Annotated in this window: 14 protein-coding genes; 5 read left to right on the forward strand and 9 right to left on the reverse strand. The window is 50.3% G+C overall.

From position 1 onward, the window contains the following. Window positions 1–3: 3 nt before the first annotated feature. The 7 genes from IEY53_RS16050 to IEY53_RS16080 form a co-directional block, all read right to left on the reverse strand. Window positions 4–888, reverse strand: a complete 885-nt coding sequence (locus IEY53_RS16050; protein WP_189026806.1) for a carbohydrate ABC transporter permease — start codon at window positions 886–888, stop codon at window positions 4–6. Window positions 889–1010: 122 nt separating this feature from the next. Continuing rightward, on the reverse strand, window positions 1011–2333 hold the full coding sequence (locus IEY53_RS16055; RefSeq protein ID WP_373293871.1) for an extracellular solute-binding protein: 1323 nt from the start codon (window positions 2331–2333) through the stop codon (window positions 1011–1013). 127 nt (window positions 2334–2460) lie between these two features. Further along, on the reverse strand, window positions 2461–4026 hold the full coding sequence (locus tag IEY53_RS16060) for a response regulator transcription factor (RefSeq protein WP_189026628.1): 1566 nt from the start codon (window positions 4024–4026) through the stop codon (window positions 2461–2463). Further along, complete coding sequence (locus tag IEY53_RS16065; RefSeq protein ID WP_189026630.1) at window positions 4019–5743, reverse strand: sensor histidine kinase; 1725 nt, start codon at window positions 5741–5743, stop codon at window positions 4019–4021. Before IEY53_RS16065 ends, IEY53_RS16060 begins: the two co-directional genes overlap by 8 nt. A gap of 216 nt (window positions 5744–5959) precedes the next feature. Further along, on the reverse strand, window positions 5960–6754 hold the full coding sequence (locus IEY53_RS16070; RefSeq protein ID WP_189026632.1) for an ABC transporter ATP-binding protein: 795 nt from the start codon (window positions 6752–6754) through the stop codon (window positions 5960–5962). After that, on the reverse strand, window positions 6738–7667 hold the full coding sequence (locus IEY53_RS16075) for an ABC transporter permease (protein WP_189026634.1): 930 nt from the start codon (window positions 7665–7667) through the stop codon (window positions 6738–6740). The genes IEY53_RS16070 and IEY53_RS16075 overlap by 17 nt, the downstream gene beginning before the upstream one ends. Window positions 7668–7728: 61 nt before the next feature. Continuing rightward, window positions 7729–8796: an ABC transporter substrate-binding protein gene (locus IEY53_RS16080; protein WP_189026636.1), complete on the reverse strand. Its 1068-nt coding sequence runs from the start codon at window positions 8794–8796 to the stop codon at window positions 7729–7731. A gap of 295 nt (window positions 8797–9091) precedes the next feature. On the opposite strand from IEY53_RS16080, the gene IEY53_RS16085 reads away from it, so the two are divergent. Beyond that, window positions 9092–10018 carry a C40 family peptidase gene (locus IEY53_RS16085; RefSeq protein ID WP_189026638.1) on the forward strand — a complete coding sequence of 309 codons (927 nt, stop codon included), beginning with the start codon at window positions 9092–9094 and terminating at the stop codon, window positions 10016–10018. Between the two features lie 1091 nt (window positions 10019–11109). On the opposite strand, the gene IEY53_RS16090 is transcribed toward IEY53_RS16085, so the two are convergent. After that, window positions 11110–13758: a calcium-translocating P-type ATPase, SERCA-type gene (locus tag IEY53_RS16090; protein WP_189026808.1), complete on the reverse strand. Its 2649-nt coding sequence runs from the start codon at window positions 13756–13758 to the stop codon at window positions 11110–11112. Window positions 13759–14191: 433 nt separating this feature from the next. Here IEY53_RS16090 and IEY53_RS16095 point away from each other — a divergent pair, with 433 nt between their 5' ends. The 4 genes from IEY53_RS16095 (at window position 14192) to IEY53_RS16110 (ending at window position 17282) form a co-directional block, all read left to right on the forward strand. Continuing rightward, complete coding sequence (locus IEY53_RS16095; RefSeq protein ID WP_189026640.1) at window positions 14192–14572, forward strand: hypothetical protein; 381 nt, start codon at window positions 14192–14194, stop codon at window positions 14570–14572. Between the two features lie 59 nt (window positions 14573–14631). Next, window positions 14632–15126, forward strand: coding sequence for a cation:proton antiporter regulatory subunit (locus tag IEY53_RS16100; RefSeq protein ID WP_189026641.1), 495 nt, complete (start codon window positions 14632–14634; stop codon window positions 15124–15126). Between the two features lie 3 nt (window positions 15127–15129). Then, window positions 15130–16380, forward strand: coding sequence for a cation:proton antiporter (locus tag IEY53_RS16105; protein ID WP_189026643.1), 1251 nt, complete (start codon window positions 15130–15132; stop codon window positions 16378–16380). A gap of 104 nt (window positions 16381–16484) precedes the next feature. Further along, a complete protein-coding gene (locus IEY53_RS16110; RefSeq protein WP_189026645.1) occupies window positions 16485–17282 on the forward strand; it encodes a YitT family protein in 798 nt (265 codons plus the stop codon). A gap of 79 nt (window positions 17283–17361) precedes the next feature. On the opposite strand, the gene IEY53_RS16115 is transcribed toward IEY53_RS16110, so the two are convergent. Further along, on the reverse strand, window positions 17362–17649 hold the full coding sequence (locus tag IEY53_RS16115) for a stage VI sporulation protein F (protein ID WP_189026647.1): 288 nt from the start codon (window positions 17647–17649) through the stop codon (window positions 17362–17364). Between the last annotated feature and the right edge of the window lie 57 nt (window positions 17650–17706).

The following is a 17706-nucleotide window of genomic DNA, read 5'->3' on the forward strand; positions in this document are numbered from 1 at the left end:
AAATCACTTACCTCCTCCCGATTCATAGAAAACCCAAGATTTTGAGGTCTTGAACAAAATCCCTGTCATGATTCCCACTAGCAGAAGCATCACCCAAGCCATAGCCGAAGCATAACCCATGTTGTTGAACATAAAGGCCTGGCGGAATAAATAGAGGGAGTACAGCAAGGTGCCGTCCATCGGACCCCCTTCACCCTTGGAGATGATGTAGGCTGGCACAAAGGTCATAAAGGCACTGATCGTCTGCATGACCAGATTGAACAGAATTACCGAGCTAAGCAGCGGCATGGTTATCTTGAAGAATTTGCGGAAGAATCCTGCACCATCGACACTGGCCGCTTCGTACATTTCCGCAGGAATGTTCTTTAGTCCCGCCAGAAAGATCAGCATGGAGGAGCCGAATTGCCAAACCGACAAGGAAATCAGCATGATCAGCGCTGCACTCGGATTGCCGAACCAGCTCACCGGGCCTACTCCAAAAAATCCGAGCAAACCGTTGATAATGCCGGTATCGCTGAAAATGTTGCGCCACATAATCGATACGGCAACACTGCCGCCGATAATGGACGGAAGATAATAGATCGTCCGATAAGCGCCTACCATCCGCGATTTCGTATTCAGAATCATCGCCACGAATAAGGCAAAGGTCAGACGCAAGGGAACCCCGATGAACACATAGAGCAGTGTAACCTTCAATGATTGCAGATATTTCGGATCATTCGTGAACATCTTGATATAATTGTCCATCCCCACCCAGCGAGGCGGGGAGAACAGATTATATTTGGTAAAGGACAAGTAGAGGGAAATAATCATCGGCACCAGCGTGAAGCACAGAAATCCGATAACGAACGGACTGATGAACGCATAGCCGGTCAGATTTTTTTTCAGCCGCTGGTTACGGTTTTTTTTCTTGCTAAATACCGGCTGGGGTACAGGAAGCGGATTGCTTAACGCCAAGATCTCCAACTCCTTTTTATATGTGTGTGGAACACAGCAGGCTCTGCTTTAAATTACCGGTTCGCGAGAATCTCGCTCGCTTCTTTACGGAATTGCGCAGCGGCGGCTTCCGGTTTAATCTGGCCGAAATTCATCTGCTCCGCAAGGTCCGTAAGCAAGGCAACTACCTCCGGCGATCCAACCGGCGGGCTCATTGGTGAAGTAAGCGGCTCCATGTCGGCCACGAATTTGAATACCTGTTTGCCGGATTCGGTCAGTTCAGTTGCGAGGGACTCTTTGATTTTGCTGGAAATCGGCACTCCGCGTTCGCCTTTGATCAGCTTGTTGGCTTCTGCATTGTTGGTCCAGAAATCAATGAACTTGGCAGCCTCTTCCTTGGCTTTGGAACTGGCCGTAACGGACCAGTACATACTAGGCTGCATATAAAGTCCTTTTTCCATATCCGGCCCCGGCATTTGTGCCAGCTCCATTGGACGGTTCACGGCAATTTGCAGGGCTACATACTGGTTGGACCACTGCCAGATCCCGATCCCGGTTCCTTTGACGATATCCGATTCTTCCACAACACCTTTGTTCTGGCTGAGTTTGTCCTGGGTAGGCACAGCGCCCTGCTCAATCAGACCCGAGAGCATTCCGAAGAATTCAGCGAACAGGGCATCATCTTCATAACCAAGCCCCGTCCCTTCATTGTTGTACAGCGCCAGCCCCTTGGTCCGCAGGAAATAATTGAAGAAGATATCGGCTGCCATGGAGCTGTCCATATACAGACCCGCAGCCTTTGCTTTTAAGGCAACTTCCTTATATTGATCCCAGGTCCAGTTCTCCGGAATGGAGTCTACGCCTGCTTTTTTCAGCAACGCCGGGTCATAATGGAATCCAAGCACATTGACACCAAGTGGAACGCCGTATTGCTTATCCCCGATTTTGCCGGTATTCAGCACATTTTCGTTCACATCGCCAACCTGGATTTGTTTATTCAGATAAGGAGTCATGTCTTCCAGCTGTCCATTCGTACCATATTGATTGATGTAGGAGATATCCATTTGCACAATGTCCGGGAGCCGGTTCGCGGCAGCCTGCGGAGCCAGCTTCTTCCAATAGTCATCAAAAGAAGCGTATTCCGGTTCTATGGTGACATGCGGGTTCATCTCTTCATACATATCAATAACTTGCTGTGTATAGGAATGTCTTGTGTCTCCGCCCCACCAGGCGATCCGGAGCGTCACCGGTTCTGTGGAGGTCGTTGCCGCCTGTTTATTGCCTGCTGCATCCGTACCTCCATTCGTTTCGGTGGTTGCCGTGTTGTTCCCTCCTCCACAGCCGGACAGCAGTGATAACAATAACGGGATTGCCAATAAAGCGCTTCTCTTTTTCAAATTCAACTCTCCCCTTGTCATACTATATTTTGAAAGTGCCGTTATCACTGTTAGCGCTTCCATAGTCAAATTCTCTCAAATTTCGCGTTAGGTTAGAATACAAAAAACCGTCTTGTTTGTTTAATAATCAGTCCGTTTGCGGGCGCATAAAGTCGGTTGGCGTTTTCCCGGTCACTTTTTTGAACACTTGGCTGAAGTATTGCGCATTGCCGCCAAAGCCGAACATTTCGGCCAGCTCAAATACCTTGACATCCCCGCTGCGGAGAATATGCTCCGAGGCCCGGCTGATCCGGTAATTCGTAACGTAATTGGAGAACTTCTCGCCCGTAATCTTTTTGAAGATCTTCCCTAAATAATCGGGATTCATATACAGCATACCCGCAGCTACCGTGCCAAGAGATAACTCCGCATTTCCATAATCCTCTTCGATAATCCGCTTCATCTTCTCTACAATGGACGATTGGCGGGAGACGAAATGGCGGTCATACATCCCGCTTAAGCGGCCCGCAGCCGCTTTGACATACTCTTTCAGTGCGCATAATGTCCGCAGCCCGGCCAGCTCGGCCATTCCTGAGGTGAAAGCGGCTCTTTCTTCCGGCAGACATAAACGAATCATCGCGGAATAGAGCTGGAGCACATAGGAACGGGTTACGCTGATATCCAGACGCTGAGCGGACAATATGCCGAACAACCGTTCAAGCTCTGTCTCTACCGCGCTTTTGTCGCCGGCCTTGATCAGCTGGCAGATTAGATCCTCATCCAGTTCGATCTCTTGCCCCTCGCTCAACTCGGCTCCTTCTATATCGCTGCCGGTGATCAGACTCCCTTCATCCAGATAGAAACGGTGGTTCATGCACTGTAGGGTCTGGCGGTACAGCTTACGGGAATGGATCATCTGGTCCGCGTCGCTTACGGCAACCGTAACCGTGATATTATAGAATCTGCAGAATACTTCCCGGGCCTCCTGAATCCGGTTAAGCAGCGTGTCCTCCCCTTCGGCATCCGGCTTATGCTCCACCAGAAATAGCAGATAGCTGCTGATTGTTGCACTCAGCAGGATCTCGCCGAGAATATCCTGGCCGATATTTTGCAGAGCGAACAAATGCTCATATTCGTAAGAATCCTCCAGACGGAACAGAACCAGGCGGACCGTTTTGTCGTTCAGCTCCATGCCGAACAGATCCTGGTAATATTCCAGATCCCGGCTGCCATAGGTTTTGTTGGAGATCCATTCCTTCAGAAACTGCTCTTTGACATGTGGAAGCACCTTGGCGAAACGCTCTTTCATGCCGCTAACGAACTGTTCTTTGCTGCTTCTCTCTTCCAGCTCCTGTACCAATTCTGCCAGAGCATCGTGAATCTGATTCTCGTTACAGGGCTTCAGCAGATAATGCTTCACCCCATGCAACATGGCTGTACAGGCATAGTCGAAGTCCTTGTATCCGGTCAACATGACGAACTTCAGTTGCGGATAACTTACACTGCACCGCTTTACCAGCTCCAGTCCGTCCAGACCAGGCATCGAGATATCGGTAATCACAATATCGGGATTCAGAGCCGCTATTTTGTCCAGCGCTTCGATTCCGTTCCGGGCCGTCCCGACCAGCTCAGTTCCGGCCTTCCCCCAATCTACCACCTGTGAAATCCCCTCCAGAATCAGCCGTTCATCATCTACCAGCAGCAGCTTATACATGTCTCTCTTCTCCTTTCAAATAAGGAATACGTACATGGATCGTCGTTCCGGACCCCGGCTTACTCTCAATGACTGTTCCCCACTCCTGACCAAACAGCAGCTGGACCCGTTCCGTAATATTAGCCAGACCAATGCCCTGACCCCGTGTCTGAATCCGGCCCTGCTGCAGATCACGGATGAATTCCACCGTCATCCCGGGACCGGTATCACTGACCGTAAGCTCCAGCATTTGCTCCCGCTGCCTGACGGACACCGAGATTCTGCACGGCTCAATATTCGGCTCCAGCGCGTAACGGATCGCATTCTCAATCAGCGGCTGCAGCGTGAGTTTGGGGATCAGAGTACCTTCCAGACCACCGGGTACCTCCAGATGGAAATCCAGCCGTTCTTCAAAGCGGGTCTTTTGTATGGTGACATAGCTCTGAACGATGCTTAATTCTTTTTCAAGTGTGATCAGCGGCACTTTAATCCCGATGGAACTGCGGAGCAGGTAGCCAAGCGCTTCTACCATTTCTGAAATTTTGGATTGCTTGTTCAGCTTGGCCAGCCAATTAATGGACTCCAGCGTATTGTACAAAAAATGCGGATTAATCTGCGCCTGCAGCGCCTTGAGCTCGGTATCCCGAATCACCAGCTGCTTCGCATAATTCTCCTCAATCAGCTCCCTGATCCGGCGGATCATCATTTTGAAAGTGCGGTTCAGCTGGCTCACCTCATCCTCCGCAGTCTGGGAGACGATGCCCAGGGACTGTTCCTCCAGATTATCGAGATCTCCGCTTTCAATCCTCCTCATTTTTCCGGTCAATTTAGTAATGGGCCGTACGACACTCCGGGCGAGACGATAGCCAAGCAGCAATCCGAGCAGCAGAATACAAGCAAAAATAATAACAACCAGACGTTTGACCAGCGTGATCTGCCTGAACATCCCGCTAAAAGGGGTAGCGTTGATATAAGTCCAGTTCATATAGGAGGAGTTTGTTTTGGCAATGAAATAGGTGCCTTTTCCGTAGCTCTCTGTGTGATAAGCGTCCGGAAGGTCGATGATTTGAGAGAGCTCGTCCGGCTCCAGGATAGCCTCCTCAGGATAAACCGCCTGCCTTGAGGAAGCATCTGCAACAATAAGCTGACCGTCTTTGGCAGAATGGTCTGTGCTGTCGGCAATGATGCGGTCAATCCGGATTCTAATGACCAGCGTTCCCAAGTTATCGAGCGTAAACGTTGAACCTCTGTAGGATTTAATCTGCCGGACTGCAAGCAGGGAGTTTTTGCTCCCCTGGATATGCCAGACATTGCTGCCTTTCGCCCCGGCTGCCAGCGGTTTTAGCTGGTCCTGGAGCGATTGGGAGAAACTCTCACGGTTGCCGGCCGTCATCACCCCATCCCTTGCGTCCATCAGCATCATGGTATAGACATATTTTTCAGCGCCGGCAAAGGCAACCAGACGATTGATTATTTTGTTGTGCAGCACCATTCTTTCGTAGGGTGTCGGATCGTCCAGAAGCTGGCGCAGTGACTGCTGAATCTGTTCGTCGGAAACAACCGTGAAAGAAAGCTGCTCCAATTCTTTAAGCTCATTCTCAATACTGATGGAAGACATGCCGAGCACTTCGGAAGCCTTTTCATAAATTTGCTGGTCATAAATCCGGTAGACATACTGAAGCACGGTCAGGGAAAAAAGAAACGATAACAGCAGCAGAAAAGAAATCAGCATAATCATCTTGTTAAAAATACCCGAATTTTTGAAAGCGTTCTTATAAATACGAATCGTAAATCAGCCTCCATTCCCGAAATCATCAACTGTTACTTTACTGTATCATAAACTGCTTTGAATATATGTGAACATAAAAACAACATAAAAGGCCTGGATTTGAAGTCTGATTTCAGATTTCACTTCCAAGCCTCTTATGGCTGTCACGTATAATCCTAGCTATTCTTATCCCAGCACGATGCGGTCATCGGCCAGCTTGTGTCCGCTGATCGTTTCAAATTCGCTAAGCAGGTGCTCGACGGTCAGATCCTTTTTGCGGGTCTCGTCAATATCGAGAATAATTCTTCCTTTATCCATCATAATCAGCCGGTTGCCGAGACGAATGGCTTGTTCCATATTGTGTGTAACCATCAGAGTGGTCAGCTTCATCTCCCGGACAATCGTCTCTGTAAGCTTGGTAATCAGCTCGGCCCGGGAAGGGTCAAGCGCTGCCGTATGCTCATCCAGCAGCAGAATCTGCGGCTGGGTAAAGGTCGCCATGAGCAGGCTGAGCGCCTGCCTTTCCCCGCCGGATAACAACCCTACCTTGGCACGCAGGCGATTCTCAAGGCCGATGCCCAGACGGCTTAATTGCTCGCGGAACAGGGCTCGTCTCTTCGCATTTACTCCGAAGGACAGGCCTCTGCTTTTTCCGCGTTTGTAGGCCATGGCCAGATTCTCTTCAATCGTCATATGGGGCGCCGTTCCCGCCATCGGGTCCTGAAAGACCCGGCCAACCCAGTGGCTGCGCTGATGTTCCGCCAAATGGCTGATCGAGCTGCCTTCAATACGGGCTTCACCCAAATCCGGCTTCATGACCCCGGAAATGATATTCATCAAGGTTGATTTACCGGCACCGTTGCTGCCAATAATGGTGACGAAATCGCCGGGATGAAGCTCCAGGTCAATACCAAGCAGCGCAATCTTCTCATCTGCCGTACCGGGGTTGAACAGCTTGGATACATTATCTAGCTTTAGCATCGGCGCTTCCCCCTCTCTTGCTGCTCAGCACTTGCTCTGCCAGTTCGGCAGTCCGCCTGCGCGCTGTATTCTTCTGTTTCATATAGCGCTGAATGGATGGGAACACAAGTGCAATAATGACGATAATCGCTGTAATCAGCTTCAGATCGGATGCATCCAGCCAAGGCACACGCAAGGCCAGCGCAACTACGATACGGTATACGATAGAACCCAGCACAACGGCCAGCGTAGCCCGGAACACGGTACGGCTTCCGAAGATAGCCTCACCAATAATCACCGAAGCCAAACCGATGACGATCATCCCGATCCCCATAGAGGAGTCGGCGAACGTAGAATACTGTGTAACCAGTGCACCCGCCAGCGCCACTAAGCCGTTCGATAAGCTGATACCCAGAATCTTGGTGTTGTCTGTGTTGACGCCAAAGCTGCGGATCATTCGTGCATTGTCTCCGGTCGCCCGGAGCGCAAGCCCCAGGTCGGTGCGCAAAAAAAGATCCATCAATATTTTGACAAGAATGAGGACAAACGGCATAACATACAAAGGATCAATCGTGGTAAAAATGGAGTTCTCCCCCATCAGCGAAACATTCGGCCTGCCCAGAATCCGCAGATTAATGGAGTGAAGCGCGATCATCATCAGAATACCGGACAGCAGCCCGTTAATCTTGCCTTTGGTATGCAGCAGTCCCGTACACATCCCCGCCACCATTCCGCCTGCCAGTGCAGCAAGCGTAGAGAGAAATGGCTCATAGCCATTCGTAATCATAACGGCTGCAATCGCACCGCCGGTTGTAAAACTTCCATCTACAGTCAAATCGGGAAAATCCAAAATCCGAAAGGTGATATATACGCCCAAGGCCATAAATGCGTATAAAAACCCACTTTCTACAGCACCGAGCATTGAATCAAACATGGGTGACTTCCTCCTTCAAGCGGCAAAGGGCGTCCCTCAGGAAGCGCCCCTTTGTAAGCTTTTATTGAATAATATTGTTGTCCGGATCGGTTACTGCCGCCTTCATGGCATCCGTCACTTCAATGCCTTGCGCCGCCGCCGCTTTGAGGTTAAGAATCAGGTCCAGCTTCTCCTGCATCGTTACCTTCATCTCGCCCGGATTTTTGCCGTCCTTCAAGATCTCCACAGCCATCTCCCCTACCTGGTAGCCGTGATCATAATATTTGAAGCCAACTGTCGCAAAAGCGCCTTTCTCCACCGTATCGCGGTCACTGGAGAAGAAAGGAATCTTATGCTCATTCGCGGTTTGAATGATAGTGTCGACACCGCTGACTACAGTATTGTCCAGTGTAATATACATGGCATCCACACGGCCAACCAATGACTCTGCCGCCTGTTTTACTTCGGAAGTATTGGTAATGGCTGCTTTCACCAGTTCAATCCCATGCTTGTCGAGCGCTTCCTTGGCGATACCTGACATCACGACGGCATTTTGTTCCCCTTCATTAATGACCAGTCCCAGCTTCTTCACGTTAGGGAACTGCTCGGCAATGAAGTCCATCAGTTGTGAGATAGCCGCCGGGTTCGTATCGGAAGCACCGGAGACATTAGCGCCGGGTTTCTCAAGATCCGTTACAATTTTGGCATCGAGCGGGTCCGTTACCGCTGCGAACAAAACCGGAGTATCTTTTTTTACATTTTGCACCACAGCTTGGGCAGACGGTGTGGCAATCGCCAACACCAAATCGTTGCCGTCAGCCGCAATTTTTTGGGCAATGGAGAGATTGTTGGCCTGGTCAGCTTGGGCATTCTCCAGATTAACCTTCAGGTTCTCCCCTTCGACCAGTCCGGCATCTTTCAGAGCGGCCAGAAACCCTTCACGTGTAGCATCCAGTGAAGGATGTTCCACATATTGGGAGATGGCAATCTTATAGGATTTAGTCTCTGTACTCGCAGGGGCTTCAGTGGCAGCAGTGCCGGAATTTGGCGTATTCCCCGAATTTACGGCTGCATTGTTGTTGCTTCCGCAACCGGCAGTCACAAGTGTCAGACACAGACTCAGCCCTAACCAAATTTTCTTTCTTTTCATGAAATAACCCCATTTCGTTTAAGGTATCAGCGCGTGCCCTGAAAGGAGCAACACAGCATTGTCGCTTTCCTCTTTAAAAGCATTAAAGCGACAGCTTGCGCCACTCTTCCATCATCACCAGCCAATCTATTAAACTTATATTATATGGAGGTGCTTTATCCGTCAATCACTTATCCCGCTTAATGAAAATTGTGGTAATCATAATTTTTGACATCATTCCATTGCAACCTTTGCACATAAAAAAGAGACTCCTAACGCAAACTTAAAGTAAAGTTTGAACATGGAGTGTGCCTTAATGCCAAAGAAAACCACAAAACAAACTGCCGCTGTCGCCGTTGTGTTGTCAGTCAGCCTCACAATCGGAGGATGCGGGTACACCGCCAGCAAGCAAACCCCTAAAGTGAGCACCGTCACGCCTGCGGGGAGCGCCTCTGCCAGCTATTACGAAAAAGAGTATTTCACGGACCGCCAGGGCATCTTCTGGATTCCGCTGAAGCCCGCAGTTGCTGCGTTAGGTTACCGCATGAAGGATGAAAGCACCTCAGGCGGTTATGCCAAAATCGGCTACAGCGATGTTATGTTTATGCTGCAGCCCGACACCAAACAGGCGATTTCACTGGGGCATAAGCTGGAGCTGCCGGATACTCCGCAGCGCCGGAAGGGAAAAATCTACGTCACCCCCCGTGCATTGTCCAAGCTGCTGCAAACCGAAGTGGGCTGGAATCCATACACCTATGAGATTAATATAGCCCCGCCTTCGGAATCTAAAATTATCGGTGAAAGCGACCGGCAGGATGAGCCCAAGCCGATCCGTGCCCAAAGCTTGTCGGGGGCGGACAGCCGGGAGCTCGTCGCTTATGCCAAGAAGTTTCTGGGCGTTCCTTATGAATTCGGTGCAGGCCCTTACGAAGACAACCGTACATTTGACTGTTCCTCTTTCACCAGGCATGTCTTCGAGAAATTCGGAGTCGATCTGCCCCGTCTGGCCAAGGATCAGGACAATCTCGGCAGCCGGGTAACACGCAATGAACTGGTGATAGGGGATCTGATCTTTTTTACCGTTCCCGGCCGTTTCGAGAGCGATGCTATTCCCGGCCACGTCGGCATTTACATCGGCAACGGGGAGTTCATTCATACCTGGGGCGACCCCGGCGTTCAAATCAGTGATCTGGATAACGGCTACTGGAGCAATGTTATCCTGCACATGCAGCGGGTTCTATAAAATGCACGAAGGGCCGCGAAATGGCTGCTTGGGAGGACGCTCCGCGAACGGACCGTTGTTCCAATCGCTCTTGTCCCCAGATTTTTATTTATTCTCTTTAGCGGTGAAAATCCGGGGACAAAGGCGAACGCTCTGCTTTTCCGCGGGTCGTTCCGTCCTCTCCGCTGCTTTGAGCAGAAAAAGTTGCTACAACCCTTAAAAACTGCAAAAAAGAAATCACCCTGTGGTAAAGCGCCACGGTCCGTTCTTCAAGTTTCTCACTGTTGATGGCCGAAGTTCCGCCGAGTTCGGCAAGGTCGTTTCTGTGGTGTTCCTGTTCTTCCCAACAATTCGCCGGGAGGAATAGAGTGCGTATGTGTTGGCGTAGATAATGACTTTAGTCAGCATTTCAGGATGGTAGCTGTCACAACCGCACCGAAATAGGCTACAGCAAAGATAGCGTCGTCCAGTCGTTCACGGCTGCGTTAACGACACGAACGATGTGATGTTCTGGAATATCATCTTGGTATATTGAATGTACAAAAGAAAACCTCTCCTTTGATTTGAAATGGGGGTAACGCCATTTTATCAAAGAGAGGTTTCTTTTTTTATCTTAAAAATATTGTAGAACTTGTGCTCAAATCCATAATCAGCGGTTGACTTGGGCCGGGCAACAACTCGTCACCGGGACCAGCTGTGCAAGGAAGCGGACTCCATGGACCTTATTTGAGGAAACGAAGGATGTTTCCCTTTTATACGGACTCAGGAGCGCTTACTTCATGATCTCTAGCCCAAAACGAGGGTCCATGGAACATTTAGCGGCTCCTGAGTCCGTTGGGTCAGAAAAATGAGTTGATTTCGCAAAATAACGTTTCTCCAGTCCGTTAAGTCCGTCAACAGCTTATTTTGAAGTAGGGCTGAAACTTTTCCCGCTTAAACAGCGGAGAGGACGGAACGACCCGCGGAAAAGCGGCAGCGTTCGCCTTGGTCTCCGGATTTTCACCGCTAAGTGAAATAAAAAAAATCCGGAGAACACAGCGCTTGGAACAACGGTCCGTTCGCGGAGCGTCCACACGAGTGCTAATGTCAACCCTACTCAAATACTATATTTTTTAATCCCACGACTTGCCTTTTCCGCTTAGCCGGATAATCAGCTTTACGATTTCCACAATCACTACTATTGCAATTGCCGCAGCACATACAATCCCCCATTGCAGTCCGTTCAAATGCGAAACCCCAAACCAGTCGTTAAGGCCCGGAATAATAATCACCAGCACCAGCAGCAGGCCGGAAATCACCGAAGCCCCGAGCATATAGCGGTTACTGAACCATCCGATCTGGAACAAGGATTTGGTATTGGATCTGACATTAAAAGCATGGGTGATCTGCAGTAAACCAAGGGTGGCAAATGCCATGGTGACAGCGATCCCTTCATCGTAATGCGTATGAGCCCAGTGGTATACCAGCAGTGTGAGCGCAGCTTCCACAATCCCCTGATAGATGATGCCCACGCCTACCCCGCCGGCAAAAATACTGCTGCTGGATTTGCGGGGTTTCCTGGACATTACATCACTTCCCGCCTTCTCTAATCCCAGGGCCAAGGCAGGCAGCGTGTCCGTGACCAGGTTGATCCACAAGATATGAATCGGCTCCAGGATGCGCCAGCCAATCATCGTGGCAATGAACAGGGTCAGCACTTCTCCCAGATTCGCCGAGAGCAGGAATTGAATCGCTTTGCGGATGTTGCTGTACACCTTGCGTCCTTCTTCCACAGCAACCACAATGGTCGTAAAGTTGTCGTCGGCAAGTACCATGTCGGACACGCCTTTTGCAACATCTGTCCCGGTAATTCCCATCCCGACCCCGATGTCGGAGGATTTCAAGGCGGGCGCATCATTCACTCCATCCCCGGTCATAGCCACGATTTTACCCTTTTTCTTCCAGGCTTTGACGATCCGCACTTTGTGCTCTGGCGACACCCGGGCATATACGCTGTAATCACTGACTCTTTCCGCAAAATCCGCCTCGCTGATCTCATCCAGCTCGCGGCCTGTCAGCACACTGCTGTCATCTTCAATGATGCCCAGCCGCATGGCGATGGCCGCGGCTGTATCACGATGGTCACCGGTAATCATCACCGGCCGAATTCCAGCGGCCCGGCACACTGATACGGCATCGCGCACTTCGTCGCGCGGCGGATCAATCATGCCTACCAGCCCCACAAAAACAAGTCCGGTCTCCGTCTTGTCGGGGGAAGGACTCACCGGAAGCTCGCCGTGGTCCCGGAAAGCAAAAGCCAATACACGCAGCGCTTCATCCGCCAGGCTTTTATTGCTGGCGGTAATTTGCCGGGTATGCTCTTCTGTAATCGGCACGGTTTCACCGTTAATCAGAATATGACTGCATCTGGATACCAGGACATCCGGGGCCCCTTTGGTCAATGCCCGGTAATGGCCTGCCTCCATTTCGTGAATGGTTGTCATCAGCTTGCGGTCCGAATCAAACGGCAGCTCGCTTTTACGGGGATACCGTTTTTCCAGCTCCCGCTTGTCGGTACCAATACTCAATGAATAATCAACCAGAGCCGTTTCAGTGGGATCGCCGATAAGGGCTTTTCCGCTTTTGGACTGATCGTCTGACTTGTCTTCATCAATACTGGAATCATTGCACAAGGCCATGGCTTGAAGAAGCACTTCGCCACCCGGCGCTGTAGTTAAGGTTTCATTGGCATCCATCGTTGTTCCGTTGACATGCACCTTCTCGACAGTCATCTTGTTCAGGGTCAGCGTTCCCGTCTTGTCGGAGCATATAATTTCAGTACTGCCCAGCGTCTCCACCGCGGGGAGCTTGCGGATAATGGCTTTACGCCCGGCCATCCGCTGAACCCCCAGGGCAAGAATAATGGTCACAATCGCAGGCAACCCCTCGGGAATCGCCGCTACCGCAAGCGAGATGGAGGTCAGCAGCATATCCAGCAGGTCTCTGCCTTCCAGCAGACCTACAGCAAAAATAACAAGGCAAACACCCAGAATAATGAAGGTAAAGTATTTCCCGAGCTCATCCAGCTTTTTCTGCAGCGGGGTTACATCCGTTTCTTCCTCCGAGATAAATCCGGCTATTTTGCCTACTTCGGTATTCATACCCGTAGCAGCTACAACTCCTACACCACGCCCATAAGTAACACTGCTGCTCATGTAAGCCATGTTGGAGCGGTCTCCGATCACAAGATTGCTTCCGGAAAGTACATCCGTGCTCTTATCCGAAGGTACTGATTCCCCTGTCAATGCAGCCTCTTCAATCTGCAGGGATGCGGCCTCCAGCAGTCTGAGATCAGCAGGAACCACATTTCCCGCCTCCAGCAGCACGATATCTCCGGGTACCAAATCTTCGCTTTTGATCTCGGCTACCTGTCCGCCGCGGCGGACTCTTGCCAGTGGGGAAGACATGCTTTTGAGCGCTTCAAGCGCCTGTTCCGCTTTATTCTCCTGGACTACACCGAGAACTGCATTCAGCAAGACTACCAGCAAAATGATGATGGTATCGGTCCATTCGCCCAGAATTCCTGACAACACCGCAGCCGCCAGCAAAATAAAAATCATTACGTTTTTGAATTGCTCTATAAACTTGGCCAATAATGATTTGGCTTTTGTTTCCTGCAACATATTTTTGCCATGCCGCTCCGCCAGCTGCTGCGCCTCTTTCGCCGACAACCCGGCTTTACTGCTGCCCAACCGTTTCAGCACTTCTTCCGACTCCAGCATATGAAACTGGGTTTCCTCCTGCTTTACCTCGGTTGATCTTGTATTCAAACCATCCACTCCTCCCGGCCGTCTGTTAATCAAGTAGTACTCCTTATATAGAGCTTTACCCAAAACTCAAGCGAGAATTCTAAAAGGATATGTATATTTGGCAAAAATTCGCGGAAACCCAGGAAGCCCAGCTCCCATACGGACTATTTCCGTGCCTGTAACAAATGTAAAATAACCCTAAATTCGTCCCATTGGTTCAAATTATTTCATCCTGATGAGATTATAATCATAAAAGCGTACTTTGCTGTGAAATACGCTGTTTTATCGCATCGGTTTCGTTTTTTCATCACTTGCTATTTTCGTAAATATCAAATTTAAATTTGGCTCAGCAGCAAGGTGTATGTTATGCTTTATATACTATATGCAGTAAGGAGGTGTTCTCTACATGCGATATCTAGCGCGTTTCCCTTTAATTTGGTGGGTTCAGACGGTTCTGATTGTGGTCATGACGTTCTCTTTTCCGTCTCTGAATGTTGAAGCCTTACACAGCAGCGTCCAGGAACAAAAAGCCTACGAACCTGACCATTCTGACCGGAAAGTAATAAAGCATAACCGGGTCCATTACCATTCCCCCGGCCCGCTTGCTTTAAGCAGGATAACGTATCCGGTGAACACCTTCGAAGTGCCGTCAGCTTTGCTGCTGCCAGTACTCTGCGTATCTTTTTTGCCCCTGATCTACAAATTTCTCAAGCGGCTGCTCTTGTATCCGCTTAAGTTCACCTCACATTTTGTGGCTCCTCCTCCAGTATGTCTTGGTATCGCCTGAATGAATTAACGCTAATCGCGGAATAATCATACAACCTACTAACTGGAGGCTGGACTTATATGAATTACAGAGAATGTGATTTACCGGGAATCGGCAAAAAGTTTGTGCTGCAGACCCGCAGTGGCGACAAGCTTGTGGTCATTGTTCATGATGATGGAAGACGTGAGCTGTACCATTTTGAATATGACGATCCTGACCAGAGCATTTCCATGGTGACGCTTGATGACGATGAAGCCAGACATATCTCGGCCATTATGGGCGGAGTAACTTACAAACCCAAAGCGCTGGAATCCATCGAAGTCGCGCTGGATGATCTGATTATCGAGTGGTACCGTCTCGAGCCTGGCTTCAAATGTGTCGGCAATACCATCGGACAACTGGATATCCGGGCACGCGCCGGTGTCAGTATCATTGCCGTAATTGAGAAGAACCACAACAAACATATCAATCCCGGACCGGATGTGGTATTAACAACGGAATGTACCGTGGTTGCCGCCGGCGAGAGACATCAGCATAAACAATTTAAGCACATTCTGCGGAATGGGTGTGGTTAATTGATGCATCACTATCTTGTACTTGAAGTTGGGCTCGCCATCGCCCTTATTGCTATAGTTGGACTTATTGCCACGAGGCTCCGCTTCTCCGTCATCCCTTTTTATATTCTGATCGGGATGGCGGTGGGTCCTCACGCTTTCAAAATCTGGTATCTGGATTTCCGTTTTATTGAAAGTACGGCACTGATAGAATTTATGGGCCGGATCGGCGTCCTATTCCTTTTGTTCTATCTGGGGTTGGAGTTCTCGGTTGGCCGGCTGATGAAAGCGGGGAAATCCATCGCAACCGGCGGGACCATCTATATTGTGATCAATTTCTCCCTGGGACTTATTCTGGGCTGGGCGCTAAGATTCCCGCTGGAGGAAATATTGGTGATCGCAGGGATCACCACCATCTCCTCCAGCGCGATTGTAGCCAAAGTATTGGTCGATCTGAAACGGACGGCCAATCCCGAAACCGAGATGATTCTCGGCATAATCATGTTTGAAGATGTTTTTCTGGCAGTCTATATCTCGATTCTGTCCGGACTCGTCCTTAGCGGTTCATCTTCACTCGGTGGCGTCCTGTTATCTGCCTTGATTGCACTGGGTTATATGCTGGCGCTGTTGATTGTCGGCAGAAAGCTTGTCCCCTGGCTGAACCGGGTGCTGAATATCCGTTCCAGCGAGCTGTTCGCCATCGTGATTTTTGCCGTCCTGTTCCTGATCGCCGGATTTTCCGAGACCATTCATGTCGCGGAAGCCATCGGCGCCCTGCTCGTTGGACTTGTTCTCGCCGAGACCGAACACGTCAAACGCATTGAGAAGCTGGTTATTCCGTTCCGCGACTTTTTCGGAGCCATCTTCTTTTTCAGCTTCGGGCTGACCATCGACCCGATGACACTGGGCGGAGAAGCCTTATGGTATTCAATCGCTGCAGTAATTATCACCTTGTTCGGCAACTTTCTGGCCGGTATGCTGGCCGGACGGACCGCCGGTCTGAGCCCGCGCGCGTCCTCCAATATCGGGCTGACGATCGTGTCACGCGGCGAATTCTCTATTATCATGGCGAATTTAGGCAAAGCCGGCGGTCTCCTGGCCATTCTCCAGCCGTTTGCAGCCATGTATGTGCTCATGCTGGCTATTCTGGGCCCTATTCTGACCAAAGAATCCAAAACGATCTACAACCTGCTGGACAAAGTGTTCGGCTTTGAAAAGCGGTACCAGGCCCGTAAAGCCAAGGAGAAGCCTGTACCTGTCGGTGACAGTGATTGAGCTTCATCATTTTCTCCTGTTGAAGGGAGGAGATTGCTATCGATACCGGCGTTAACAACGGCCTATATGAGCGCCGTGGGAACAAACTGCTCCGCCTGGCTGCCGTGATATGCGGAGCCTTGCTGGCCGCTGTTGGCCTGGAGCTGTTCCTCATGCCGCATGGCTTGATCGTTGGCGGAATTACGGGCCTTTCCGCCTTATTCGCCCATACTACAGAAATGCGGCTTGGACTATTCCTGTTTTTATTCAATCTTCCGTTCATTTTTATGTCGCGCAAGCATATCAATCTGCGTTTTGCACTATATACCATTCTGGGTGTGGTCTGCCTGGCTATTGCTTCACTGGCGCTGCATCATTATCCCGCCGTGATCAGTGATCCGCTTCCCGCCGCAATACTCGGCGGCATCTGTCTCGGTTCAGGCATCGGGATCTCTGTCCGTTTTGGCGGCATGTATACTCAAGCCAGTGAACAAGGTTTCTCCCTGCTGAGCGGAGGACCGCCCAGGTCGGCGGAAGTGATCATTATGGCGCTGAATTGTGCCATTCTTTTCGCCGCAGGCGCTCTCTTTGGCTGGTATCAAGCCATGTATTCCATTATTGCCTATCTGCTTGCCTTTGAAAGTCTTCGTTTGTCACTAAGGAGCTTGTCTCATTCCCGGGCCGTCTGGTTGACCACCAAACGCCCGGGTGAGATTCAGCAGGTGCTTTTACATTCCCTTCAATGTGAAGCGGCTCTTCTTGCGGAATCCTGGCAGGAGGGGAAAAGCGGTACTTTATTCTGTCTCATCCACCGGTCAGAGCTTAAGCAGCTTCAGAGCCTTGTACGCCGGCATGACCCGGAATGTCATATCGTGATCCGCTCCGCAGAGAGCTACCGGACACGCAGAGTTCTCCACAAGTAAAAAAGAGACTGCCCCTTAACGGCCAAAATAGCCGGGGCAGTCTCTTTTTGATCCCTACTGTTCATTCTTGACCTTCTCCTTAGCGGAACATCCCCCACAGACGAATCAGATGAAACGTATTGCTCGGATCAATCTTTTGGGCAATCACAAACTTGACAATCTGATCTTCCTGTGTGGACGTCAGCTTTTCACCCAGCACTCCTGATGCATTACGCACCAGCCTACGCACAACCGAAGTGTCCTGAAGCTCATGTTTGGAAATCCCGTTAATCATGTTTTTGATCCGGTCTTTGACCGCAGGATTCTTCATCTTCAGCTTAATGCGGGCCACGAGCTGAGGACTGATTCCGTATTGCTGATAGCTCAAACGCAGCACCTCCCGTCATATCCAACTTTATCAGTATATGATCGCCGGAGAGCACAT

It is taken from the genome of Paenibacillus albidus (assembly GCF_014644435.1).
GTDB lineage: Bacteria > Bacillota > Bacilli > Paenibacillales > Paenibacillaceae > Paenibacillus_AQ > Paenibacillus_AQ albidus.